Below are 21,473 nucleotides of genomic sequence, written 5' to 3' on the forward strand. Positions count from 1 at the left end.
CCTCAGTTCCGCCCGGTTAGCGAACGGTGCTGGATATTGAACTGCTCCGACATTCTGCCTCGATAGCCTTCTTCCAATGCCTGAAGCGTCTCGATTTCAGCGATGCCATCTTGTTCCAGTCTCATCCTGGCTATGTGCATGCCGACATCAGCGAGCACCATGCCCCAGTTGTGAGCGTTTGGTCCAAAGAGGTCTTGCATCGTGACGACCGCGTCCGAACCAATCCAGACGCGGAGTATTTCATCGAATTCGCTGTTCTCGACGACCACCGCGGGAACTTCTAGTTCGCGCGACATCTCGTTAACCCCGGTACGTCACGGCTTTCACCGCCTCGATGACTTCCGCGACATTGGGCAATGCCAGCTTTTCGAGGTTTGCCGCGTAGGGCATCGGCACGTCCTTGCCGGCAATGGTGATGACCGGCGCGTCGAGGAAATCGAAGGCGCGCTGCGACACCTGGCTGGCGATATGGTCGCCGACCGAGCTCTGCGGAAATCCTTCCTCCACCACCACCAGACGATTGGTCTTCTTGATCGAGGCGATGATGGTGTCGAAATCGAGCGGGCGGATGGTCCTGAGGTCGATGATCTCGGCATCGATGCCCATGCCGCGCAATTCGGCCTCGGCCTTCACAGTGTAGCTCATGCCGATGCCGAAGGAGACGATGGTGACATCCTTGCCCGGCTTGTGGATGCGCGCCTTGCCGATCGGCAGCACGAAATCGTCGATCTTCGGCACATCGAAGGACTGGCCGTAGAGGATTTCGTTCTCGAGGAAGATGACCGGGTTCGGGTCGCGGATCGCGGCCTTCAGCAATCCCTTCGCGTCGGCGGCGGTGTAGGGCATCACCACTTTCAGGCCGGGAATGTGGCTGTACCAGGCGGCATAGCACTGTGAGTGCTGGGCGGCGACGCGGGCGGCCGCGCCGTTTGGCCCGCGGAAGACGATGGGCGCGCCCATCTGGCCGCCGGACATGTAGAGCGTCTTGGCGGCGGAGTTGATGATATGATCGATCGCCTGCATGGCGAAGTTGAAGGTCATGAACTCGACGATCGGCCTCAGGCCGGCCATCGCCGCGCCTACACCGACGCCGGCAAAACCGTGCTCGGTGATCGGTGTGTCGACGACGCGACGCGCCCCGAATTCCTGCAGCAGCCCTTGCGTGATCTTGTAAGCGCCCTGGTACTCGGCGACCTCCTCGCCCATCACGAAGACGTCTCCGTCACGGCGCATTTCCTCGGCCATCGCGTCACGCAGCGCTTCGCGCACCGTGGTCGAGACCATCTCCGTGCCGGCCGGGATGTCGGGATCGGCGGCGATTTCGGTTCTCGGCGCCGCGGCGACAGGTGCTGCGCCCTCGCTTTTGGCCGCAGCAGGCGCTGGCGCTGCAGTTTCCGCCTTGGCAGGTTCCTCGCCGATGCCTTCGCCTGCCTTGTCGACGTCTTCACCATCAACGGCGAGCACGGCGATCAGCGTGTTGACCTTGACACCTTCGGTGCCGGCAGGAACCACGATCTTGGCTAGCGTGCCTTCGTCGACGGCCTCGACTTCCATCGTCGCCTTATCGGTTTCGATCTCGGCGATGACATCACCAGCGACAACCTTATCGCCCTCTTTCTTCAACCATTTGGAAACATTGCCCTCTTCCATGGTCGGCGAGAGAGCGGGCATGAGAATTTCGATCGGCATGGCCTTGCCCTCTCGTTACAGTACGATATCGGTCCAGAGCTCGGACGGATCCGGCTCTGCGTCGTTCTGGGCAAATTCGGCGGCGTCGGCGACAATGTCGCGGACCTCCTTGTCGACGGCTTTGAGCTCGTCCTCATCAGCCCACTCCTTGTCGAGCAGGCGCGCCTTGACCTGCTCGATCGGGTCGCGCTCGGAGCGCATCTTCTGCACTTCTTCCTTGGAGCGGTATTTTGCCGGATCGGACATCGAGTGGCCGCGGTAGCGATAAGTCTGCATTTCGAGAATCAGCGGCCCCTTGCCGTCACGGCACCATTCGGTGGCGAGATCGCCGGCTGCCTTGACTGCACGGACGTCCATGCCATCGACCTGGATGCCGGGGATCTTGAAGGAGGCGCCGCGGTGCGAAAAATCCGTCTCGGCCGACGAACGCGTTACCGAGGTGCCCATGGCATAGCGGTTGTTCTCGATGATGAAAATCACCGGCAGCTTCCACAGCGAGGCCATGTTGAAGCTTTCATAGACCTGGCCCTGATTGGCGGCGCCGTCGCCGAAATAGGTCAGTGTCACATTGTTGTTGCCACGATAGCGATTGGCGAAGGCGAGGCCGGTGCCGAGCGAAACCTGCGCGCCGACAATGCCGTGGCCGCCGTAAAAATGCTTCTCCTTGGAGAACATGTGCATGGAGCCGCCCTTGCCCCTGGACAGGCCGCCGCGGCGCCCGGTCAATTCGGCCATGACGCCGCGCGGCGACAGTTCCATCGCCAGCATATGACCATGGTCGCGGTAGGCGGTGATCATCTGGTCGCCGTCGATCAGCGCCATCTTCATGCCGGTGACAACTGCTTCCTGGCCGATATAGAGGTGGCAGAAGCCGCCGATGAAGCCCATGCCGTAGAGCTGGCCGGCCTTTTCCTCGAAGCGGCGAATGAGCAGCATGCGCCGGTAGGCGTCAAGCTCCTCATCCTTGGTGAAGTCGAGAGGCTTGGGGGCTGAAAGCCCTGCCGATTTGCCGTCGGATTTGGGTTTGGTTTTGGCAGGCGCTTTTCTGGCGGCGGTGGCCATGCATCACTCCCTGTTGGCGTCTCTTGCGGACACTGAGGGAGATCAGTTCTCCCCACCGATTTGGCAAAGGCTAACACGCGAGAAAGCGTTTCGCCATGCCGAAAAATGCATGGCTGACATGCGTCTAAGCGATTAAAATCGTTGAAAATATCGGCGATTAACTTGAATTTGGTTATCTTGCCGTGGCCGGTAGCATGATGGTGATTTCGTCGGCGTGGGACACATTGAGCGCCTTGCGCGCCTGCTCGTCGAGCATGTCCTTCTCCAGCGTGCCCTGATGCATCAGCTGAACCCGCCGCTGGAGATCGAGCCGGCGCGCCTTGACGGCATCGAGCTTACCTTGCAGGTCGACGGCTTCGGCTTGCAACCGGTATTTGGAATAGATGCCGAATTCGCCGTGGTAGGCATGAAAGCCGAAATAGGCGAGGAACGCCACGCAGAGCGAGGGGATGATCAGCCGACCGGTATTTCTCTGCTTGTGCTGACGTGTCCACATGACCCAAATCCCTTAGAGCGCCGCGCGCCCGCCTGGACGCGCAAAGGGCGCTCTAACCACTCTGCGACCTAGCCCTTTCTCGCCCGATTGTGCTTAATGGACGGTTACGGACGACCGGATCTGGCGGTGTTGAAACAAAAAAGGCGAGAATGCCCCCGCCCTTTCGTTTTCGGATTCTGGGTTTTCGGATTTTCTGCGGCTCAGCCCTTCACGATCGACTTGCCGGCGTAGAGCGCCTGCTTGCCGAGCTCTTCCTCGATGCGGATGAGCTGGTTGTACTTGGCCATGCGATCCGAGCGCGACAGCGAACCCGTCTTGATCTGCCCGCAATTGGTGGCGACGGCGAGATCGGCGATGGTCGAATCTTCGGTTTCGCCCGAGCGGTGCGACATGACCGCGGTGTAGCCGGCCTTGTGCGCGGTCTCGACGGCATCGAGCGTTTCGGTCAGTGAGCCGATCTGGTTGACCTTGACCAGGATAGAATTGGCGACGCCCATGCGGATGCCGTCGCGCAGCCGGGCCGTATTGGTGACGAACAGATCATCGCCGACCAGCTGGGTCTTGTTGCCGATGAGGTCGGTCAGCGTTTTCCAGCCGTCCCAGTCGTCCTCGGCCAACCCATCCTCGATGGTGATGATCGGATAGTCCGCGGCGAGCTTGGCCAGATACTTGGCCTGGGTCTTCGGATCGCGGGTCTTTTTCTCGCCTTCATAGACGTAGTTGCCGTCCTTGAAGAATTCGGTCGCGGCGCAGTCGAGGCCGAGCGCAACCTCTTCGCCCGGCTTGAAGCCGGCCTTCTCGATCGATTCCATGATGAAATCGAGCGCTGCGGGCGCGCTTTTCAAGTTAGGCGCGAAGCCACCCTCGTCGCCGACATTGGTGTTGTGGCCGGCGTCCTTCAGCCGCTTCCTCAGCGTATGGAAGATCTCCGAACCCCAGCGCACGCCATCACGCAGTGTCGGCGCACCGATCGGCAGGATCATGAATTCCTGGAAATCGATCGGGTTGTCGGCATGGGCGCCACCGTTGATGATGTTCATCATCGGCACCGGAAGCACATGCGCCTTGGTGCCACCGACATAGCGGTAGAGCGGCAGGCCAGCCGCTTCCGCCGCAGCCTTGGCCACCGCCAGCGACACGCCAAGGATCGCATTGGCGCCGAGGCGGCTCTTGTTGGGTGTGCCGTCGAGCTCGATCATGGTCTGGTCGATGTGGATCTGGTTCTCGGCTTCCATCCCGCCGATCGCTTCGAACAGCTCGCCATTGACGGCCTCTACCGCCCGCAGGACGCCCTTGCCGAGGTAGCGGGCGCCGCCGTCGCGCAGCTCGACCGCCTCATGCGCGCCGGTCGAGGCGCCGGAAGGCACCGCAGCGCGGCCCATCGAGCCGTCTTCGAGCACGACGTCGACCTCGACGGTCGGGTTTCCGCGGCTGTCCAGGATTTCGCGCCCGACAATGTCGATGATGGCAGTCATTGCGATGTCCCCGATTGATCTGACGAAGCGTCGCGCACGTCTTAGCCAAAGTGCCGCAAAACGCAATCGGGGCGTCCGCAAATAGTGCCGCCACTTCCGCCACATCGAATCACGAAGCACGAATTGCTGTCATCATAAGTCATGTCAGTCATAGGCCTTGGCGGCATGCGGCTTTCTGGTTTATGCTCACAGCTGCGCGGGGCGAAACAGGAGGAGTTTCGCCATGTCTCAGTTGAGCGGTATTGTGAGTTTGTTCCTGATCGCGGCGGCGTTTTTGACGTCGTGTGACACTCAGCAGCCTCAACAGGGCGCGGTAGAGTTGTCGACCCTTGCAGCGGAGTAGATATCCCAGAGAAAAGGCCCCCGGTTCAACCGGGGGCCTTTGATTCCGGCAGAGCAAGATCAATGCCAATAAGGCTCGACCCTGTAGTAACTGTATGAAGCATCACGCGCGGCCTCGCCGTCGGCGCCCGTCAATTCGTTGATCGAATAGGCGGGAGCTGCCTTCAGTTGCTCCTTGGTGAACGGCACGACATAGCCGCCCTTGTTCTCGTCATAGTCGAGGCTCGCCCACGGAATGGCGTGGTATTTCTCGCCGATGCCGAGAAATCCGCCAAAGCCGATCACGGCAAACATGATTCCATTCGACAATTTGTCGAGCATGACATCCTCGATGTCGCCGATGTGCGTGCCTTCCGTGTTGTAGACGGAAGTGCCGATCACCCGCGAGGCAGCGATGGCTTCAGTGTGTCCTGTCTGGGTTGTCATGATGTGCTCCTCTTGTCGTTCACTTCAGCTTCGACAATGAGGAGAGGGCTGCGAAGGTTCCAGACTTTTATGGACGCGGTCATACATGCAGGGCTGATCACTCAGCGAGGATGAAGGTGACCTTCATGTTGACGCGATAGGCGGAGATCATGCCGTTCTCGACGACGACCTTCTGGTCCTGGATCCAGGCGCCTTCGACGTTCTTCAATGTCTTTGCGGCGCGGGCAATCCCCTGTTCGATGGCGTCCTGAAAGCTCTTATTCGACGATGATGTGATTTCGGTGACGCGGGCGACGGACATGGCTTCCTCCTCCAAGGCACTCGGTTGCCTGGACAGCGTACAACCGGCGCCTGTTGATCACAAGTTTCGGGTCGGACTTAGGGCTGGGCCGCTGAACTTGCTCAGCCCTTGGCGACGCGATCGAATGCCATCAGCCTTTCAAGCAGCGCCCGAAGGTCCTTCAGCGGCACCATGTTGGGACCGTCGGAGGGGGCGTTGTCGGGATCCTGATGCGTCTCGATGAAGACGCCGGCGACACCGACCGCAACCGCGGCGCGCGCCAGCGTCTCGACGAAGCGCCGATCGCCGCCTGACGAGCCGCCCTGCCCGCCCGGCTGCTGCACCGAATGCGTGGCGTCGAAAATCACCGGCGCGCCGATCTCGGCCATGATCGGCAGGGCGCGCATATCGGACACCAGCGTGTTGTAGCCGAAGGACGCGCCGCGCTCGGTGACCAGCACATTGGCGTTGCCGGAACCGGTGACCTTGGCGACGACGTTCTTCATGTCCCACGGCGCGAGGAACTGACCCTTCTTCACATTGACGACCTTGCCGGTTCTTGCCGCCGCGATCAGCAGGTCGGTCTGGCGGCTGAGGAAAGCCGGAATCTGCAGGATATCGACATGCGGCGCGACGAGGGCGCACTGTTCCTCGGTGTGGATATCGGTCAGGATCGGCAGCGAAAACGCCTTGCGCAAATCGTCGAAGACGGGCAGCGCCGCATCGAGCCCGGCGCCGCGCGTGCCGCCGAGCGAGGTGCGGTTGGCCTTGTCGTAACTGGTCTTGTAGACGAGGCCCAGCCCGAGCTTCTCGGTCAGTTCCTTCAGCGCGCCAGCCATGTCGAAGGCGTGCTGGCGCGATTCAAGCTGGCACGGGCCGGCAATCAGCGACAGCGGCGCGGTGTTGCCGAAGACGACATTGCCGACGGTTACGGACGAATTGGGCTTGCTCATGCTTTCTCCTGGAAAACGAAGACCCCACCCTGCCCGGATGCCGGCCGCACGACAATATCATCGCCGCGTATGTCATGTTCTACGGAACTTGCTGCAAGCAGCCTGGCGACCGTGTCGGCGGAACCAACTGAAAAGACGATCGCCGCGAAGCGGAGTTCCGATGGCGCGCCGGCAGATATGCCGAAGCGCGATTCGAAAGCGACGGGGTCAAGCAGGGTCAAGGTCGCGTTCGGCAGCTCAAACGCAGTGCTGCTCCCCGGCACGGTCGCCGGACTGTGCGTCGCGATCGAAATCAAACGGCGCTGTTCGGATGGCTCGTTGCTGACCGCCACGACCTCGACAATGCCGTTTGCGCCATTGGCGTGGACCTGCAACGCGCTGCGGTTCACTTTCGGCGCATTGATCCGCTCGCAGGCAAACAGGAATGCGTCCGTCGCCCCGGTGCCGGAGGCGAAGGCCAGTTTGAACGATGCCGTGTCGCTGTTTCCCGCCGCGTCGGTGAAGGTGCGCGAAAAGCTCAGCATGTCTCCAGCCGACAGGCCGGCTTCGACATAGCGTGCGTGGTCGGCATCCGCACTTTGGGTGCCCAGGACAAGGGCGGAAAATCCCTCATTGCCGCAGCTGTCGCGATAGGCGCGATCGCGCGCGACGAAGGCGTTGCCGTCGGCGATCGCTTTCGCCGCCGCTTGCGCATTGCCCACTGCCAGCAACTCGAGATAGGTGCCGTCCTCAAGGAAGACGCAGCAGTTTTCCGTGCCGAAAGGATGGATGCCGGTCGGCGCCACGACAAAGCCAAGCGAAACCAGCCGCGCCCGTGCCACGTCGAGGCTCGCGGTCGGCAGCACAAGATGGTCAAGCGGACAGGGGCCGGGCGGATAAGCGCCGGGCGAATGAGGGCGTGCTGGCATCGTCTCGATCATGCCGGCGCGGTGTGCATCATTCCGGAAGTTGGTTCAAGAGCCCTCGCCTGACGCGCAGGGATTTCATATAGCGGCACCGGTCGTCGCGATGGCTGTTCTTGGCCACGCTGCCTTGGCGACGCGCGAAAGCGGCAGGGCGCTGATCCGACCGAACCAACGGCCGCAGATGGATGCGCTCCTGCTTCGGTCAGTTTCCCTTCAAGTCGCAGCCACAATGTCCGCCGAATAGCGCAATTCACGCAGCGGTTTGACCTGGCTGGTCGTCTCGGCATAGAGCGGATGCGCCTTGTAGGCGGCCAGAGCGGCGTCATCCTCGAACTCGGCATAAACGACCACGTCGATCTCGTCCGAAAGCGGGTCGACCTTGCTGTTGAGCGTCACCTCGAACAGACGGGAATGGGGGATGTTGCCCAGCGCCAGCAAGCCCGTGCGTACAGCCTCGACGTCCTCTTTGTGCCGTGCGCTGAAGAAAACGATATGCCGGATCAACCCCAGCCTCCTCGATCGATGTGCAGCCATGTTTTGTGTGGGCAACACGATTGCGTCAACCGGCAACGATGTCGCGGCAACAACGCGTTGGGGCGAAGGCGAGGAACCTACATCATGCTGGTGATGTAGCGCACGATGCGGTTAATCTCCCTGACCGTGGTGTCCAGATAGCTGCCCTGATTGTAGAGCCCGTCCCAGATCAGGAAGAACGTGACGGCGCAGATGACGATGACATAACGCATGGCTAAAACTACTGCATCCGGGTGGCCGCAACCATAGTGATTCCGGCGTTGATCAGCGCCCTCCCGCAAAATCTTTCGATTGATCCGTGTTCGCTTGCCTTGGCTCTTGAAGTTCCCTTTGATCGCATGAAAGATTGCTGCGGGGATTCATCGGGAAGCGGCGTTCGCGCCCTGCCGAATGAACTGCGAGAGAGTTGGAAACCGGCGATTTTGCGCCGGCGCCGCAGAAGTCCCGGGGGCGTGACATGGCTCACAAGGAAGACACCAGCGTTGCGTCGGGCGACGCGGTCAAATTGGACGAATTCAATTTCGCCGAGACCGTCAAAGGCCTGCCGGCCAAGGCGCGCATGGTGCTGTCGGCAGCGATGAACCTGCCGCGTGGCTCGCTCAAGGTGAGGATGCCGGACGGCCGTGCCGTCCTCGTCGGCGGCAAGGGCCCGGGTCCGGACGCCGAACTGGTGCTTAAGAACTGGCGTTTGCCCGGCCGTGCCTTCACCGGCGGCACCATCGGCATCGCCGAATCCTACATCGACGGCGATTGGGACAGTCCCGATGTGACCAGTTTCCTGGAACTGTTCGTAGTCAATTCAGAAATCGGAGAGCGCATCGCCGGCGGCGCCAGCTGGCTGATCAACGCCGTCCAGCGTGTCCGCCACTGGTTCAACCAAAACACCCGCACCGGCTCGAAGCGCAACATTTCGGCGCATTACGATCTCGGCAACGCCTTTTACAAGGAATGGCTGGATCCGAGCATGACCTATTCGTCGGCGCTCTATGCAGCTGGCGCCAACGATCTGGAAAGCGCGCAAGCCGCCAAATATCGCGCGCTGGCCAAGGACACGGGCATCGGCGCGAACGACCACGTGCTTGAAATCGGTTGCGGCTGGGGCGGCTTTGCCGAATTCGCGGCGCGCGAGATCGGCTGCCGCGTCACCGGGCTGACGATCAGCCGCGAGCAGCATGATTTCGCCAGAGCACGCGTCCAGAAGGCTGGATTTGCCGACAAGGTCGACATCAAGCTGCAGGACTACCGCGACGAAACCGGTTCCTACGACCGCATCGCCTCGATCGAGATGTTCGAGGCGGTCGGCGAAAAGTACTGGCCCGTGTTTTTCGGCAAGATGAAGGATTGCCTGCGGCCTGGCGGCACCGCCGGCCTGCAGATCATCACCATCAACGAGAAAGCCTACGATACCTATCGCGCCCGGCCGGATTTCATCCAGCGCTACGTCTTCCCGGGCGGCATGCTGCCGACGCCGTCGATCCTGAAAACGCTCGGCAAAGACCATGGCCTTGCTCATCAGCGCGAGCGCATTTTCCCGGACGACTATGCCCGCACGCTCGCCGAATGGCGCCACCGTTTTTGTGGGTCATGGGAAAAGATCGTCCCGCTCGGTTTCGACGACCGCTTCAAGAAGCTCTGGGAGTTTTACCTGCATTATTGCGAAGCCGGCTTCCGCGCCAGCTACATCGATGTCCGCCAGGTGGTTTACAGGGCTTAGGCCGGCGACGACTAATTTCCGCATGGGATCAATTGGTTCTCCGTCGAACATCAAGTCGATGATGCGGTTCGAGCCGGCTGCTGTTCAACGGCGTGCCAGCCTTCAACAGCGTGCCAAGTCCTGACCGAAGCAGAGCTTCGCGCCTGAATCCGGTCGAGTCCATAAGGGAACAGATGACGTGCGGATGCATGTGCGCGGGCGGAGACGTCAGTTCCTGTCGTCGTCGCCTTGGGTGATCAGCCGCGCGCTGCGCTGCCCTGTCAGGTAGATCCATAGCCAGCTGAGCGAAACCGCAAGCCGGTTACGGAAGCCGACCAGGAAATAGATGTGCGCCAGGCCCCAAAGCCACCAGGCCAGCCGGCCGGTGAGCTTGATCCAGCCGAAATCGATCGCGGCGGCGCGCTTGCCGATCGTCGCCAGGTCGCCGTCATGCCTGTAGCGGAAAGGCCGCGGGGCTGCGTCGCCGGCAAGCCGGGCCTTGATCGTCGCGGCGACATGCCGGCCCTGCTGCTTGGCGGCGGGTGCTACGCCGGGCACCATGCGGCCATCCGGCCGCAGGACGTGCGCAGCATCACCGACGACGAAAATCTCCGGGCCGCCCGGCACGGTCAGATCGGGCTCGACCAGCACCCTGCCGGCGCGGTCCGCTGCCGCCCCCAGCCATTCGGCGGCCGGCGAAGCGGCGACGCCTGCTGCCCACAGGATAGTCCTGGCCGGCAGATGCGTTTCACCGAAGACGACACCCTCCGCGTCGCAGCGTGTCACCGGCCGACCGAGTTCGACCGTCACGCCAAGCCGCTCGAGCGCCTTGCTGGCATAGTCGGAGAGTTCCGGCGCGAAATTGGGAAGGATACGGTCACCGGCCTCGATCAGCACCACGCGCGTCTGCCGCGTATCGATGTTGCGGAACTCGCCGCGCAGCATCTCGTGTGCCAGTTCGACAATGGTGCCGGCCAGTTCCACGCCGGTCGGTCCGCCGCCGACAATCGCCAGTGTCAGCAGCGCCTGGCGCCTGGCGGGATCAGTCTCCCTCTCGGCCTGCTCGAAGGCGAGCAGAATGCGCCGTCGAATGGTGGTGGCGTCCTCCAGCGTCTTCAGCCCCGGTGCGAAATTCTCCCATTCGTCATGGCCGAAATAGGCGTGGCGGGCGCCGGTGGCCAGCAGCAGCGTGTCGTATCCAACCGCGCCGCCATCATCGAGCAGCACGTTTTTGCCGGCGCGGTCGACGCCGCTGACGGTGGCCAGCAGTGTCGTCACATCCTTGCGCTTGCGCAGGAGATGGCGGATCGGCCAGGCGACTTCCGAGGTCGCCAGCGCCGTAGTCGCCACCTGATAGAGCAGCGGCTGGAAAAGATGATGGTTGCGCTTGTCGATCATGGTGATGCGCACCGGCGCGCCGTTAAGCGCGCGGGTGAATTCGAGACCCCCGAAGCCCGCCCCGACGACGACGACATGATGGCTGGTTTCGTTCATCTCATTCACTCCGGGAGCAGGTTGGGCCAGGAGAGCAGGTCGGCGGGAGCGCAGACTGGACAGCAATTTCGCCAAGGCTGATGTAGCGACTTTTGTGCACCGCAACAACATCCGACTTTGCCGACTGCACGCCCTGAGATGTCGCTGTTGTACATGCCCCCATCCTGCCGCCGAGTATAATTTCATCGAAGCAGACGAAAGGAGAGGAACTTGGATAGCGATCATGACGACGGTCCGGGGCAATATTCCTCGCCGCCTTGCTTCATGCACGAGCTCGACCCGGAATTCCGGCCGACCCTATCCGACTGGAACGACGTGAAACGATGGCGCAAGGCCGAGCGCGAGCGGCTGATTGCGGCGCGCCTCGCTGTCCCGGCTGAGGTGCGGACGGCAATGTCGCAGCGCATCGGCGAAAACCTCGACGCGGTGATCGGCGACATTGCCGGCCGCATGGTCAGCCTCTACTGGCCGTTCCGCGGCGAGCCGGATTTGCGGGCCTGGATAGCTTCCGTCAATGAGCGCGGCGGCCGTACCGCACTGCCCGTTGTCGTCGAAAAAGCCCGCCCGCTTATCTTTCGCGCCTACGCACCGGGCGACCGGCTTGAGAAGGGTGTCTGGAACATACCGATCCCGGCTGGAGGCGATCCGGTGCTGCCCGACATCGTCATCTCGCCTGTCGTCGGCATCGATCCGAGACAGTATCGGCTGGGCTATGGCGGCGGCTTCTTCGACCGCACGCTGGCGGCGATGCCGTTCAAGCCGCTGGTCATCGGTGTCGGCTACGAACTGCAGCGCATCGCCACCATCTACCCGCAGCCGCATGACATCCCGATGGACCGGGTGGTAACGGAGGTTTTCAAAGCCTAGGCAAGTTCCGGCTTCATCCCGACCGCCGTCCGGTCGACGATCTCGCGCAAGGCGAACGACGAGTTGATCTTCGTCACATGCGGCATTGCCGACAGCCATTCCTTGTGGATGCGCTCATAGTCGACGAGGTCCTTTGCCGCGATGCGCAGGATATAATCGTATTCACCCGACATCAGGTGGCAGGACAACACGTTCGGGCAGCGCTTTATCGCCGCCTCGAAATCCGACAGTGTCTTTTCGAATTGCCCCGACAGCGATATATGCACAATCGCCGTCATCTGGTGGCCAAGAGCGGCATTGGACAGCCGGGCGTGGTAGCCGCGGATGGTTCCGGATTTCTCCAGATTGTCCAGCCGCCGCGAGCAGGCCGACTGCGACAGGCCGACCTTCTCGGCAAGCGCCGCGTTGGGTATCCGCCCATCCCGTTGCAACGTTTCGAGGATGGCGATATCAATCCTGTCGAGCGGCATTTTTCGGGATTCCTGCGACAATCCAGCTGTTTTACGCAACGATTATCGAACCGCACCGTCTTGCGCAAGCGTATTCGCAAACACCTACGCGACGATTCGTGGTTCACTGTCTCTCAACAGCGAACATGCCCCAAAAGGCTGGATCAGGAGGAGAAGAAGATGCGCGTCGGCTGCCCCCGGGAAATCAAGAACCACGAATACCGCGTCGGCCTGACGCCGGGATCGGTCCGCGAATATGTCGCGCATGGCCACGAAGTGCTGGTCGAGACCGGCGCCGGCGCCGGCATCGGCGCCGACGACAACGCCTATCGCGCCGCCGGCGCCACCATCGCCAAGACGGCCGCCGACGTGTTTGCCAAGTCCGACATGATCGTCAAGGTCAAGGAGCCGCAGCCCAACGAATGGGTCCAGCTCCGTGACGGCCAGATCCTCTACACCTATCTCCATCTCGCTCCGGATCCGGAGCAGACCAAGGGCCTGCTGGCCTCGGGCGTGACGGCCATCGCCTACGAGACGGTCACCGACGACCGCGGCGGCCTGCCGCTGCTGGCACCGATGTCGGAAGTCGCGGGCCGCCTGTCGATCCAGGCGGGCGCCACCGCGCTGCAGAAGGCCAATGGCGGCCGCGGCGTTCTGCTCGGCGGCGTGCCCGGCGTGCTGCCTGGCAAGGTCACTGTGCTCGGCGGCGGCGTCGTTGGCCTGCATGCCGCACGGATGGCGGCCGGCCTTGGCGCGGACGTCACCATCATCGACCGCTCGATCCCGCGCCTGCGCCAACTCGATGATATCTTCGGCGGCCGCGTTCACACCCGCTACTCGACGGTCGAGGCGCTGGAAGAGGAATGTTTTTCGGCCGACATCGTCGTCGGCGCCGTGCTGATCCCCGGTGCCGCCGCGCCAAAACTCGTTTCGCGCGAAATGCTGTCGGGAATGAAGAAGGGCTCGGTGCTGGTCGATGTTGCCATCGACCAGGGCGGCTGCTTCGAGACCTCGCACGCCACAACTCATGCCGACCCGACCTATGAGGTCGACGGCGTCGTTCACTATTGCGTCGCCAACATGCCGGGCGCGGTGCCGGTCACCTCGGCCCAGGCGTTGAACAACGCGACGCTGCATTACGGCCTGCAGCTCGCCGACAAGGGCCTGAAGGCGCTGGTCGACGATCATCATTTGCGCAACGGCCTCAATGTCCACAAGGGCAAGATCACCAACCGCGCGGTGGCCGAATCACTCGGCTATGAACTGGTCGAGCCGAAGGCCGTTCTCGCCGCCTGAACCCGCCGCCGATTTCCTCCCGAAAGAGCCGCCGACGCCCTCGGCGGCTCTTTTTTTCCACAAGAAAATTTCACGAATTGCGCTAGGCCGACCGGCTTTACCCGTTTTGCTTGCAATGTGTCATTCCTGTGGCTTTTTTGTTACATCCGCCGGCGTGGGCAGGTGCTAGACGGCTGACGGGTTTTTCAAAAGGCAGGGGGCAATGACCAGCAAACGATTCGCAAAATCTCTTCTTCTTGGCGCAGTTTCCGTTCTGGCGCTTGGATCGGCTTCTCAGGCCGCCGACGCGCTTGTGCCGGTGGTCGAAACGTCGGCCTTCAACTGGAGTGGCATTTATGTCGGCTTTGGCGTCGGCGCCGGCGCCAATGTCCACGAGCTCAGCAGCGATTTCCTTCCCGGCTTCTCGTTGAACGGCATTGGTGGTGAAGGCGTATACGGTGAATTGACCGTTGGATACGACTATATGGTGTCGCCGCGCTTCCTGATCGGCGGACTCCTGGACGCCCATATCGGCAACATTGAAACCACGCTCGATGTAGCTGGACTAGAGGCTTCGGTCCGCGAGACCTACGGTTTCGATGCTGGTCTGCGAGCCGGTTACCTGTTCACGCCGAACACGTTGGGCTATGTGCTCGGCGGCTATTCCTGGCAGAAATACGAACTCGACACCAACGCTGGTTTTGACCTGGATTGGGACCAGAGCGGTTACTTCGTCGGAGCCGGCGTTGAAACGGCCATCAACAGCAACTGGACCATCAAGACAGAATATCGCTATACCCGCTTCGGTACCAATGATGATCTGCTTTCCGAGTTCGGTTTGCCGGATGGCGCCCTCAATATCGACACGTCGCGGCATACGTTCCAGGTCGGGGCCAACTATCGCTTCGGCGCCCAGAATGGCGGCGTCGCCTCTTTTGAAGCGCCTGCCTACAACTGGACCGGCTTCTACGTCGGCGGGGCCGCCGGCGCGGGTGCGTCGGTGCATCAGATCGAGGTTCCGCCGCTTGGCGGGCTCGAGTTCAACGGGCTCGGCGGCGAAGGTGTGTTCGGCGAATTGAACGTCGGCTATGACCATGATTTCGGCAGCTGGGTCGCAGGTGTCATGGTGGATGCCCGCTACTCCGGCATGACTTCCGAGTTGGAATTTCCAGGCGGATCGATCAATCTGGATACCGATTACGGCTTCGATGTGCTTGCCCGCGTCGGCATGAAAGTCAACGAATCGACACTCGCCTATGTGCTCGGCGGTTACAGCTGGCAGCATTTCGATCTGAATGCGTCTTCGCCCATAGGCGACATCCTCGATTGGGACTCCAGCGGCTTCTCGGTGGGTGGTGGTCTGGAAACGGCCATGTCCAGCAACGTGACCGTCGGCCTCGAGTACCGCTATTCGCAGTTCTCCGAGGAGGATTTCTCGTCGGAACTTGGGCTGCCGGACGACACTCTCACCTCTACGCCTTCGTTCCACACCGTCCGCATTGGTGCCAAGTACAAGTTCAACTAATTTTCGAGCCGTCCAGACAACAGTCAAAGCCCGTCGGTCATTCCGGCGGGCTTTTTCTTTGGGTAAAGAAATATAATGCAGGCAGCAAAAAAGCGGAGCCAAAGCCCCGCTTCCTCTGATATCGAGATCTCCCGCCGGTTCATCCGCGGTCGGCAAATCGATCGACAATCATTCCATAACGCGACATTGCGACAGGCGTACGACAGCTGCGACCGATCCGGTCACGCGCGCTCGATCCGGCACTGATAGCAGTTGTTGCGTGCCGAGCGAACATGCACATAGGCGATATCGTCGCGCTCGAACAAACTCTCGGCCCGCGCCGCGATAGCGCCCGTCGGGATGACGCCGCCGCTGCCGTAGACGATGCGATCGTCGCTGCCGTAACCGCGCACGATGTAGTCGCTGCCTTCGAGAATTTCGGGAAGCGCCTCGGCCTCGGCAGCGCACTCGCAAGGCTCGGCATGCAGGAAGATCGGACCGGTCTCGGCATAAGGCTGCAATTGCGGGAATGGCCGATAAGCCAGGACAAGGTAGGCTTCTCCAGCGGCGACGTTCTTCAGGCAGTGGCGGCAAGGCACGCCGTCACCGTCGGATATTTTCCGCTCTGGGATCAGGCCATAGGCGTCCGGCCCGCCGCGCTGCAAAGCTCTGACGCCTTCCGTGGGCAAGGCCTTGAACTGGATGGTCATGGTGAAATCTCCGATGTCGTCGACCGGAAATTACGTCGCTGCGCCAGCGCTTCCCACCCGATTCCTGCCAATCTGGATCAGTCCATCAGCGCGTCGAGACCGCGCACCAGCCCTGTGATCTCCTGTACCCGCCGGATGGCGAGCAGCGTCCCGGCCACATAAGGGGCAGCGGACGAGCCGGCGTCGTGGCGGATGGTCAGCCGCTCGTCGGGCAGGCCGAACAGCGCTTCGCAGGACAGGATGTAGGAAGGCAGGCGAAGCGCATGCACCTGCACCCCCTCACCCGTGCCAACCGCCGCACCGCGCGTTCCCGGCACACCGGAGACCTCCGAGACCGGCCGCGCGGTCGAAGCCTTGCGGACATCGGCCAGCGCTTCGGCGAGCTCGCGCGCCGTGCCGGACGGCGCGTCGGGTTTCCTGGCGCTGGCATAGTCGATGACCTCGACATCCGGCACGTATTTCGCCGCCATCAGGGCAAACCGCTTCATCAGCGTGGCGGTGATCGAAAAATTGCCGGCGGCAATGACGCCGACACGATTGGCGCGGGCTGCAGCATCGATCTCGCCGAAATCGGTCGCACCCAGCCCCGAGGTGCCGATCACCACGTGCCGTCCGTTTTCGATGGCCAGCAGCGCGTGGTCCTTCACGACATGCGGTTTGGTGTAGTCGACCAGCACGTCCGACGGCACCTCCATTGCCTCGGTCAGAGAGGCGGCAACGATGATGCCGTTTGCCGGCAGGCCGACCAGCAGGCCGGAATCCTGCCCAGCGCCGCTGCGTGACACGGCCGCGGCCAGCGCCATGTCGCCTTGCGCCCCGATCGCCGGAACCAGTGCCTTGCCGACCCAGCCGGTCGCACCGGCCATCACCACCCGAATCATCATTGATCCTCCCATCGCCATTTCGAGCGCCACGCGTTCCCTTGGATGCGTGGCGAACGCTCCAACAGTTTGCCTCCGAGCTGAAGCATCGATGAAATTCAGTCTGCGGAGAAAATCATGGCCGCATGACGCTGGCCGCACGTTCGGCGAAGGTCATTGGATGCACCATCTCCTTCTTTTGCGCGACCGGTTCAAAGCCGAGCTTCTGGTAGAGCGGCAATGCCGCTGGATGGTCGAGCGTGCAGGTCTGCACCGTCACCCGCCTTGGTCCGTGCGACCAGGCGGCGTCGATCGCCGCACCCAGGAACCAGCGGCCGATGCCTTGGCCGGTGGCGTGCTCCATCATGCCGAAATAGGCCAGTTCCACTTCTCCCGGCAGATGCGGCTTCAGGTCGAAAAAGCCGGCCGGCGAGCCGTCGAGATACAGCACCCTGATGTCCCGGTCCTCGCGGTGGATCCCGGCAGAAAGCTCCTCGTCGCTCAGCCTCAGCACGTTGACCCAGTGCCATTTGCGGCCCACCCGATCCATCAAATAGCGGTAGAAATGCAGCGGAATGTCCTTGGTTTTCAGCAATGCGATCTGGCGGTTGTACGGCAGCGGCGGCGAATAGGCCGGCGGCGCATGCATTTCGAGAAACGTCACCGTGACCTCGATGTCTTCAAGCGCGCCGTTTTCCATCGCAGTCAGTCCTTGCCCGTCACGACGGGCGTATCGCCAAGCCCACCCCATTCGGTCCATGAACCGTCGTAGAGCCTGTTGTCGGTGTGGCCTAGCGTCTCGAGCGCCAGCGTGATCGCCGCCGCCGTAACGCCTGAGCCGCAAGAGGTGACGACCGGCTTTGACAGGTCGATGCCGGCGTCCTCGATCACCTTGCGCAACCGGTCTTTCGACAGCAACTCGCCATCCTCGGCAAGCGCCGAAAACGGCGCATTGCGCGCGCCGGGCATATGACCCGAGCGGACGCCGGCGCGAGGCTCCGGCTCGGTACCGGCAAACCGGCCAGGCGAACGCGCGTCGGCGATCTGGCTTTCTCCGGTCTCGACGATCCGGCGCATGTCGGCCAGGCTGGCGACGCGAGCGGCATCGAAGTCGGCATGGAACACGCAAGGCGCGATCTTCGTCGGCTCCGCCGTCACCGGCCGTCCAGCCGCTTTCCAGCGATCGAAGCCGCCGTCCAATATGTAGACCTGGAACACCCCCATGACACGGAACATCCACCAGGCGCGCGGCGCCGAGAAGAAGCCCGGGCCGTCATAGACAACGATGGTGTCGTCGGCCGAAATGCCCATGGCGCCGACATATTGGGCGAAATGCTGCGGCGACGGCAGTGTGTGCGGCAGTGGGGAATCAGGATCCGAGATCGCATCGTGATCCAGGAAACGGGCGCCCGGAATGTGCGCTGCGTCATATTCGGCGCGCGCGTCGCGTTTCTGCGCCGGCAAATACCAGGACGCGTCGACGATGGTCAGGCCAGGCTCGCCGAGGCGCTTCTGCAACCAGTCCGCATCGACGGTGAAAGGGCTGTCTTCGGCCATTGTTCTTCTCCTGCCCGCCTTCGACAATCTGTTTATCAGGCCGGCTGTTTATCAGGCCGGCGGCATTGGTCCAAAGCGTATTCGGAAGCGCCGGTTCTCGCGACCCTTCTTCTCGATCTTGCCGATATGGATCTCGCCGACTTCTCCAGTGCTCTTCACATGAGTGCCGCCGCAAGGCTGGCTGTCGATCGAGGCGTTCTCGCCAATGCAGACCAAGCGGATCTTGCCCGTGCCGACCGGCGGCCGAACATTCTTCGATTTCACCAGTCCCGGATTGGCCGCCAACTCCTCGTCGGTGATCAGCCTGACAAAGACCGGGTGGTCGGCCCGCACCAATTCCATCAGCCGGGCCGTCACGTCTTCCCTGGTGAAGCCGGCATCCGGAATATCGAAATCGATACGGCTGCCGTCCTCGGAAACCGAGGCACCGGTGATCGGGAACGGGCAGACGACGGTAAGCAAGTGGCAGGCTGTGTGCATGCGCATCAGCAGATGCCGCCTCTGCCAATCGAGGGCAAGCTTTACCGGCTCACCGACCTCAGGCACCGCCTGCTCAGGCGGCGGCACATGGATGATGTCATCCTTGGTCTCACCGGTGATGGTGGCGGCAACAGGGATCAGGCTGCCGTCGGCGCGTTCGAGGGTGCCCGTATCGCCAGGCTGCCCGCCCGACGTGGCATAGAAGATCGTCCGGTCCAGAATGATGCCGCCACGGTCGTTGACGCCGACAACCACGGCATCAGCCGTCCTGAGATAGGCGTCGTTGCGAAACAGGGCATCCGTCCTGTAAGCCATCACCCAACCTTTTCGAACGGCACCGAGATTGTGCTCCGCTGTTCCATCCAGCCCGGCACCGGCAGCTGCTTTTGACGCAGGAATTCCGGGTTGAACAATTTCGACTGATAGCGCGTGCCGTAGTCGCAAAGCACGGTCACGATGGTATGGCCAGGACCCATCTCACGTGCCAGCCGGATCGCGCCGGCAATGTTGATGCCGGTCGAGCCGCCGACGCACAGGCCTTCCTCCTGGATCAGGTCGAAGACGATCGGCAGTGCATCCTCGTCCGGGATCTGGAAGGAGAAATCCGGCGTGAACCCTTCCAGATTGGCGGTGACCCGCCCCTGCCCGATGCCTTCGGTGATCGAGCTGCCTTCGGATTTCAGTTCGCCGCTGGTGTAGAAACTGTAGAGCGCCGCACCGAGCGGATCGGCGAGCGCGATCTTGACGTCCTTGCTCCTGGCCTTGAGCCCGAAGGCGACCCCTGCCAGTGTTCCGCCGGAGCCGACCGCCGAGACGAAACCGTCGACCTTGCCGCCGGTCTGGGCCCAGATTTCTTCCGCCGTGGTGCGGGTATGGCCATCACGGTTGGCGACGTTGTCGAACTGATTGGCCCAGATCGCGCCGTTCGGCTCGGACCGGGCCATCTGCTCGGCCAGACGGCCCGACAGTTTCACATAATTGTTGGGGTTCTTGTAGGGAACGGCAGGCACCTCGATCAGCTCGGCGCCGAGCAATCTGATCGTGTCCTTCTTCTCCTGGCTTTGCGTCTCCGGGATGACGATTACGGTGCGGTAGCCAAGCGCCTTGGCGACCAGCGTCAATCCGATGCCGGTGTTGCCGGCCGTCCCCTCGACAATCACCCCGCCCGGCCTCAAAAGTCCGCGCTGCTCGGCGTCGCGGATGATGAACAGCGCGGCACGGTCCTTGACCGACTGGCCCGGATTCATGAATTCGGCCTTGCCCAGGATCTCGCAGCCGGTTTCTTCCGAGGCTTTGTTGAGCCGGATCAGAGGCGTATTGCCGATCGCTTCGATCACAGAACGGGGCATGGAGATTCCTTTATGCTTGCGGCCGAACCCTAGAAACCCGAAGCTTGGGTTTCAAGGCAAGAATTTGCCTGGTCCAGCGGCATTTCCGGGCTGCAATTTCCTAAAACAGATGTTGCGTTGCGCCAATCATTGAAGCTCACCATTGAAAAGCGCTCTTTTCATCCGATTTCTTCACCGCTAGAGCACAGGCCAAGAAAAAGTCGCAGGGCATAGCATGACACTCTATCGGGCCGACCCGAAGCACGGCGTCGCCTGGATTACCGGCGGCAGCAGCGGCATCGGCCGTTCACTGGCCAAGGACCTTGCGGCGCAAGGCTATGTCGTCGCGGTGACGGCGCTCGACGACGATCCGATCGATACGCTTGTTGTCGAGACGGCGCAGATGCCGGGCCACGTCACGGCCTATCCTTGCGATGTCACCGACGAAGAACGCATGGCAAGGACGGTCGCGGCGATCGAGAAGGATCTCGGCCCGATCGTCTTGGCCGTGTTCAATGCCGGGAGCTATATTGCGACGGCCGGCGAAGACCTCACCGTCCGTGGATTTCGCCAGTCCTTCGATGTCAATTATTTCGGCATCATCCACGGCCTGGTGCCGGTCATCGAGCGCATGCGCGTCCGCGCGCGCGGCCATATCGTCCTGGTCGGTTCGGTCACTGCCTATTTCGGCTGGCCGACCACGGCCGCCTATGGCGGCACCAAGGCGGCGATCAATATCCTCGCCGAATCGCTGAAGTACGATTTCGACAAGATGAACGTCCGCATCCAGGTGATAAACCCGGGCTTCGTCGACACCCCGCTGACCGAGAAGAATTTGCTGCCGATGCCCGGGCTGATGCCCGTCAATCGCGCCTCGCGCCGCATGGCGCGCGGCATCAAGTCCGGCGGCTTCGAAGTCACCTTCCCGTGGCGCTTGAGCTGGGGCCTGAAGCTGCTCAGAATCCTGCCGAGACCGTTCTGCCGATGGGTCATCAGCACCGCGACCCGCTGGACGGCGCGTCCGCTTAATTTCGACCGAAAGCCGCCGAGCGAATAGACCGGCCATCAAAGTTGGCGATCCCGCCGCCGGCGGG

24 protein-coding genes are annotated in these 21,473 nt (G+C 62.1%); 5 read left to right on the top strand and 19 right to left on the bottom strand.

The genetic code is table 11. The annotated features are described in order from the left end of the window. Positions 1 to 2: 2 nt before the first annotated feature. The 11 genes from AC0L18_RS21960 to AC0L18_RS22010 form a co-directional block, all read right to left on the bottom strand. On the bottom strand, positions 3 to 296 hold the full coding sequence (locus AC0L18_RS21960) for a DUF5076 domain-containing protein (protein ID WP_473494189.1): 294 nt from the start codon (positions 294 to 296) through the stop codon (positions 3 to 5). 4 nt (positions 297 to 300) lie between these two features. Further along, positions 301 to 1,689 (bottom strand): pyruvate dehydrogenase complex E1 component subunit beta, encoded by a 1,389-nt coding sequence (locus AC0L18_RS21965; protein ID WP_473494190.1) that lies wholly within the window; start codon positions 1,687 to 1,689, stop codon positions 301 to 303. Between the two features lie 15 nt (positions 1,690 to 1,704). Then, positions 1,705 to 2,751: a pyruvate dehydrogenase (acetyl-transferring) E1 component subunit alpha gene (pdhA, locus tag AC0L18_RS21970; protein ID WP_473494191.1), complete on the bottom strand. Its 1,047-nt coding sequence runs from the start codon at positions 2,749 to 2,751 to the stop codon at positions 1,705 to 1,707. A 172-nt stretch (positions 2,752 to 2,923) separates the two neighbouring features. Then, the gene (locus AC0L18_RS21975) at positions 2,924 to 3,247 is read right to left on the bottom strand and encodes an FtsB family cell division protein (RefSeq protein WP_023799238.1); all 324 of its coding nucleotides are present in this window, start codon (positions 3,245 to 3,247) and stop codon (positions 2,924 to 2,926) included. Positions 3,248 to 3,447: 200 nt separating this feature from the next. Next, entirely contained in the window at positions 3,448 to 4,722 is a 1,275-nt protein-coding gene (gene eno, locus AC0L18_RS21980) for a phosphopyruvate hydratase (RefSeq protein ID WP_027154001.1), read from the bottom strand. A 402-nt stretch (positions 4,723 to 5,124) separates the two neighbouring features. Next, on the bottom strand, positions 5,125 to 5,490 hold the full coding sequence (locus AC0L18_RS21985; protein ID WP_023799241.1) for a PRC-barrel domain-containing protein: 366 nt from the start codon (positions 5,488 to 5,490) through the stop codon (positions 5,125 to 5,127). Positions 5,491 to 5,587: 97 nt separating this feature from the next. Then, a complete protein-coding gene (locus AC0L18_RS21990) occupies positions 5,588 to 5,791 on the bottom strand; it encodes a dodecin family protein (protein ID WP_287066657.1) in 204 nt (67 codons plus the stop codon). A 101-nt stretch (positions 5,792 to 5,892) separates the two neighbouring features. Further along, the gene (gene kdsA, locus AC0L18_RS21995) at positions 5,893 to 6,723 is read right to left on the bottom strand and encodes a 3-deoxy-8-phosphooctulonate synthase (protein ID WP_254026192.1); all 831 of its coding nucleotides are present in this window, start codon (positions 6,721 to 6,723) and stop codon (positions 5,893 to 5,895) included. Beyond that, on the bottom strand, positions 6,720 to 7,631 hold the full coding sequence (locus AC0L18_RS22000) for a VOC family protein (protein ID WP_473494192.1): 912 nt from the start codon (positions 7,629 to 7,631) through the stop codon (positions 6,720 to 6,722). Before AC0L18_RS22000 ends, kdsA begins: the two co-directional genes overlap by 4 nt. A 210-nt stretch (positions 7,632 to 7,841) precedes the next feature. Then, positions 7,842 to 8,132, bottom strand: a complete 291-nt coding sequence (locus tag AC0L18_RS22005) for a Dabb family protein (RefSeq protein WP_027154007.1) — start codon at positions 8,130 to 8,132, stop codon at positions 7,842 to 7,844. 107 nt (positions 8,133 to 8,239) lie between these two features. After that, positions 8,240 to 8,374: a hypothetical protein gene (locus tag AC0L18_RS22010; RefSeq protein WP_023799246.1), complete on the bottom strand. Its 135-nt coding sequence runs from the start codon at positions 8,372 to 8,374 to the stop codon at positions 8,240 to 8,242. Positions 8,375 to 8,619: 245 nt separating this feature from the next. Between AC0L18_RS22010 and AC0L18_RS22015 the strand changes: the two genes are divergently transcribed. Beyond that, entirely contained in the window at positions 8,620 to 9,876 is a 1,257-nt protein-coding gene (locus AC0L18_RS22015) for a class I SAM-dependent methyltransferase (RefSeq protein ID WP_473494193.1), read from the top strand. Positions 9,877 to 10,083: 207 nt separating this feature from the next. On the opposite strand, the gene AC0L18_RS22020 is transcribed toward AC0L18_RS22015, so the two are convergent. After that, entirely contained in the window at positions 10,084 to 11,349 is a 1,266-nt protein-coding gene (locus AC0L18_RS22020) for an NAD(P)/FAD-dependent oxidoreductase (RefSeq protein ID WP_473494194.1), read from the bottom strand. Between the two features lie 264 nt (positions 11,350 to 11,613). Here AC0L18_RS22020 and AC0L18_RS22025 point away from each other — a divergent pair, with 264 nt between their 5' ends. Next, complete coding sequence (locus tag AC0L18_RS22025) at positions 11,614 to 12,216, top strand: 5-formyltetrahydrofolate cyclo-ligase (protein WP_473494216.1); 603 nt, start codon at positions 11,614 to 11,616, stop codon at positions 12,214 to 12,216. Here AC0L18_RS22025 and AC0L18_RS22030 read toward each other — a convergent pair. Beyond that, entirely contained in the window at positions 12,213 to 12,686 is a 474-nt protein-coding gene (locus AC0L18_RS22030) for an Lrp/AsnC family transcriptional regulator (RefSeq protein WP_023799250.1), read from the bottom strand. The genes AC0L18_RS22025 and AC0L18_RS22030 overlap by 4 nt on opposite strands. 159 nt (positions 12,687 to 12,845) lie before the next feature. Between AC0L18_RS22030 and ald the strand changes: the two genes are divergently transcribed. Continuing rightward, a complete protein-coding gene (gene ald, locus AC0L18_RS22035) occupies positions 12,846 to 13,961 on the top strand; it encodes an alanine dehydrogenase (RefSeq protein ID WP_091591151.1) in 1,116 nt (371 codons plus the stop codon). A gap of 202 nt (positions 13,962 to 14,163) precedes the next feature. Further along, positions 14,164 to 15,465, top strand: coding sequence for an outer membrane protein (locus tag AC0L18_RS22040; protein ID WP_473494195.1), 1,302 nt, complete (start codon positions 14,164 to 14,166; stop codon positions 15,463 to 15,465). 221 nt (positions 15,466 to 15,686) lie between these two features. Here the strand turns inward: AC0L18_RS22040 and AC0L18_RS22045 are convergent, their stop codons facing one another. From AC0L18_RS22045 to AC0L18_RS22070, 6 genes are all read right to left on the bottom strand, one after another. Continuing rightward, the gene (locus AC0L18_RS22045) at positions 15,687 to 16,154 is read right to left on the bottom strand and encodes a DUF1203 domain-containing protein (RefSeq protein WP_473494196.1); all 468 of its coding nucleotides are present in this window, start codon (positions 16,152 to 16,154) and stop codon (positions 15,687 to 15,689) included. A 77-nt stretch (positions 16,155 to 16,231) separates the two neighbouring features. Then, a complete protein-coding gene (gene dapB, locus AC0L18_RS22050) occupies positions 16,232 to 17,038 on the bottom strand; it encodes a 4-hydroxy-tetrahydrodipicolinate reductase (RefSeq protein WP_473494197.1) in 807 nt (268 codons plus the stop codon). A 112-nt stretch (positions 17,039 to 17,150) separates the two neighbouring features. Beyond that, positions 17,151 to 17,714, bottom strand: coding sequence for a GNAT family N-acetyltransferase (locus AC0L18_RS22055; protein WP_027154015.1), 564 nt, complete (start codon positions 17,712 to 17,714; stop codon positions 17,151 to 17,153). Positions 17,715 to 17,719: 5 nt separating this feature from the next. Then, a complete protein-coding gene (sseA, locus tag AC0L18_RS22060) occupies positions 17,720 to 18,571 on the bottom strand; it encodes a 3-mercaptopyruvate sulfurtransferase (RefSeq protein ID WP_023799256.1) in 852 nt (283 codons plus the stop codon). A 51-nt stretch (positions 18,572 to 18,622) separates the two neighbouring features. Next, positions 18,623 to 19,366 carry an alanyl-tRNA editing protein gene (locus AC0L18_RS22065; protein ID WP_473494198.1) on the bottom strand — a complete coding sequence of 248 codons (744 nt, stop codon included), beginning with the start codon at positions 19,364 to 19,366 and terminating at the stop codon, positions 18,623 to 18,625. Further along, the gene (locus AC0L18_RS22070; RefSeq protein WP_473494199.1) at positions 19,366 to 20,400 is read right to left on the bottom strand and encodes a cysteine synthase A; all 1,035 of its coding nucleotides are present in this window, start codon (positions 20,398 to 20,400) and stop codon (positions 19,366 to 19,368) included. Before AC0L18_RS22070 ends, AC0L18_RS22065 begins: the two co-directional genes overlap by 1 nt. Positions 20,401 to 20,614: 214 nt before the next feature. Here AC0L18_RS22070 and AC0L18_RS22075 point away from each other — a divergent pair, with 214 nt between their 5' ends. Further along, positions 20,615 to 21,436, top strand: a complete 822-nt coding sequence (locus AC0L18_RS22075; protein ID WP_473494200.1) for an SDR family oxidoreductase — start codon at positions 20,615 to 20,617, stop codon at positions 21,434 to 21,436. Positions 21,437 to 21,473 lie beyond the last annotated feature (37 nt).

It is taken from the genome of Mesorhizobium sp. WSM4819 (assembly GCF_055811215.1).

Coding starts and splice junctions, on each gene's coding strand:
- sseA (WP_023799256.1), bottom strand. CDS start 18,571: ATGGCCGAAGACAGCCCTTTCACCGTCGATGCGGACTGGTTGCAGAAG.
- eno (WP_027154001.1), bottom strand. CDS start 4,722: ATGACTGCCATCATCGACATTGTCGGGCGCGAAATCCTGGACAGCCGC.
- dapB (WP_473494197.1), bottom strand. CDS start 17,038: ATGATGATTCGGGTGGTGATGGCCGGTGCGACCGGCTGGGTCGGCAAG.
- AC0L18_RS21975 (WP_023799238.1), bottom strand. CDS start 3,247: ATGTGGACACGTCAGCACAAGCAGAGAAATACCGGTCGGCTGATCATC.
- AC0L18_RS22025 (WP_473494216.1), top strand. CDS start 11,614: ATGCACGAGCTCGACCCGGAATTCCGGCCGACCCTATCCGACTGGAAC.
- AC0L18_RS22055 (WP_027154015.1), bottom strand. CDS start 17,714: ATGGAAAACGGCGCGCTTGAAGACATCGAGGTCACGGTGACGTTTCTC.
- AC0L18_RS22010 (WP_023799246.1), bottom strand. CDS start 8,374: ATGCGTTATGTCATCGTCATCTGCGCCGTCACGTTCTTCCTGATCTGG.
- AC0L18_RS21990 (WP_287066657.1), bottom strand. CDS start 5,791: ATGTCCGTCGCCCGCGTCACCGAAATCACATCATCGTCGAATAAGAGC.
- AC0L18_RS22045 (WP_473494196.1), bottom strand. CDS start 16,154: ATGACCATCCAGTTCAAGGCCTTGCCCACGGAAGGCGTCAGAGCTTTG.
- AC0L18_RS22000 (WP_473494192.1), bottom strand. CDS start 7,631: ATGCCAGCACGCCCTCATTCGCCCGGCGCTTATCCGCCCGGCCCCTGT.
- AC0L18_RS22030 (WP_023799250.1), bottom strand. CDS start 12,686: ATGCCGCTCGACAGGATTGATATCGCCATCCTCGAAACGTTGCAACGG.
- AC0L18_RS22040 (WP_473494195.1), top strand. CDS start 14,164: ATGACCAGCAAACGATTCGCAAAATCTCTTCTTCTTGGCGCAGTTTCC.
- kdsA (WP_254026192.1), bottom strand. CDS start 6,723: ATGAGCAAGCCCAATTCGTCCGTAACCGTCGGCAATGTCGTCTTCGGC.
- ald (WP_091591151.1), top strand. CDS start 12,846: ATGCGCGTCGGCTGCCCCCGGGAAATCAAGAACCACGAATACCGCGTC.
- AC0L18_RS22065 (WP_473494198.1), bottom strand. CDS start 19,366: ATGGCTTACAGGACGGATGCCCTGTTTCGCAACGACGCCTATCTCAGG.
- AC0L18_RS22070 (WP_473494199.1), bottom strand. CDS start 20,400: ATGCCCCGTTCTGTGATCGAAGCGATCGGCAATACGCCTCTGATCCGG.
- pdhA (WP_473494191.1), bottom strand. CDS start 2,751: ATGGCCACCGCCGCCAGAAAAGCGCCTGCCAAAACCAAACCCAAATCC.
- AC0L18_RS21965 (WP_473494190.1), bottom strand. CDS start 1,689: ATGCCGATCGAAATTCTCATGCCCGCTCTCTCGCCGACCATGGAAGAG.
- AC0L18_RS22075 (WP_473494200.1), top strand. CDS start 20,615: ATGACACTCTATCGGGCCGACCCGAAGCACGGCGTCGCCTGGATTACC.
- AC0L18_RS21960 (WP_473494189.1), bottom strand. CDS start 296: ATGTCGCGCGAACTAGAAGTTCCCGCGGTGGTCGTCGAGAACAGCGAA.
- AC0L18_RS22015 (WP_473494193.1), top strand. CDS start 8,620: ATGGCTCACAAGGAAGACACCAGCGTTGCGTCGGGCGACGCGGTCAAA.
- AC0L18_RS22020 (WP_473494194.1), bottom strand. CDS start 11,349: ATGAACGAAACCAGCCATCATGTCGTCGTCGTCGGGGCGGGCTTCGGG.
- AC0L18_RS21985 (WP_023799241.1), bottom strand. CDS start 5,490: ATGACAACCCAGACAGGACACACTGAAGCCATCGCTGCCTCGCGGGTG.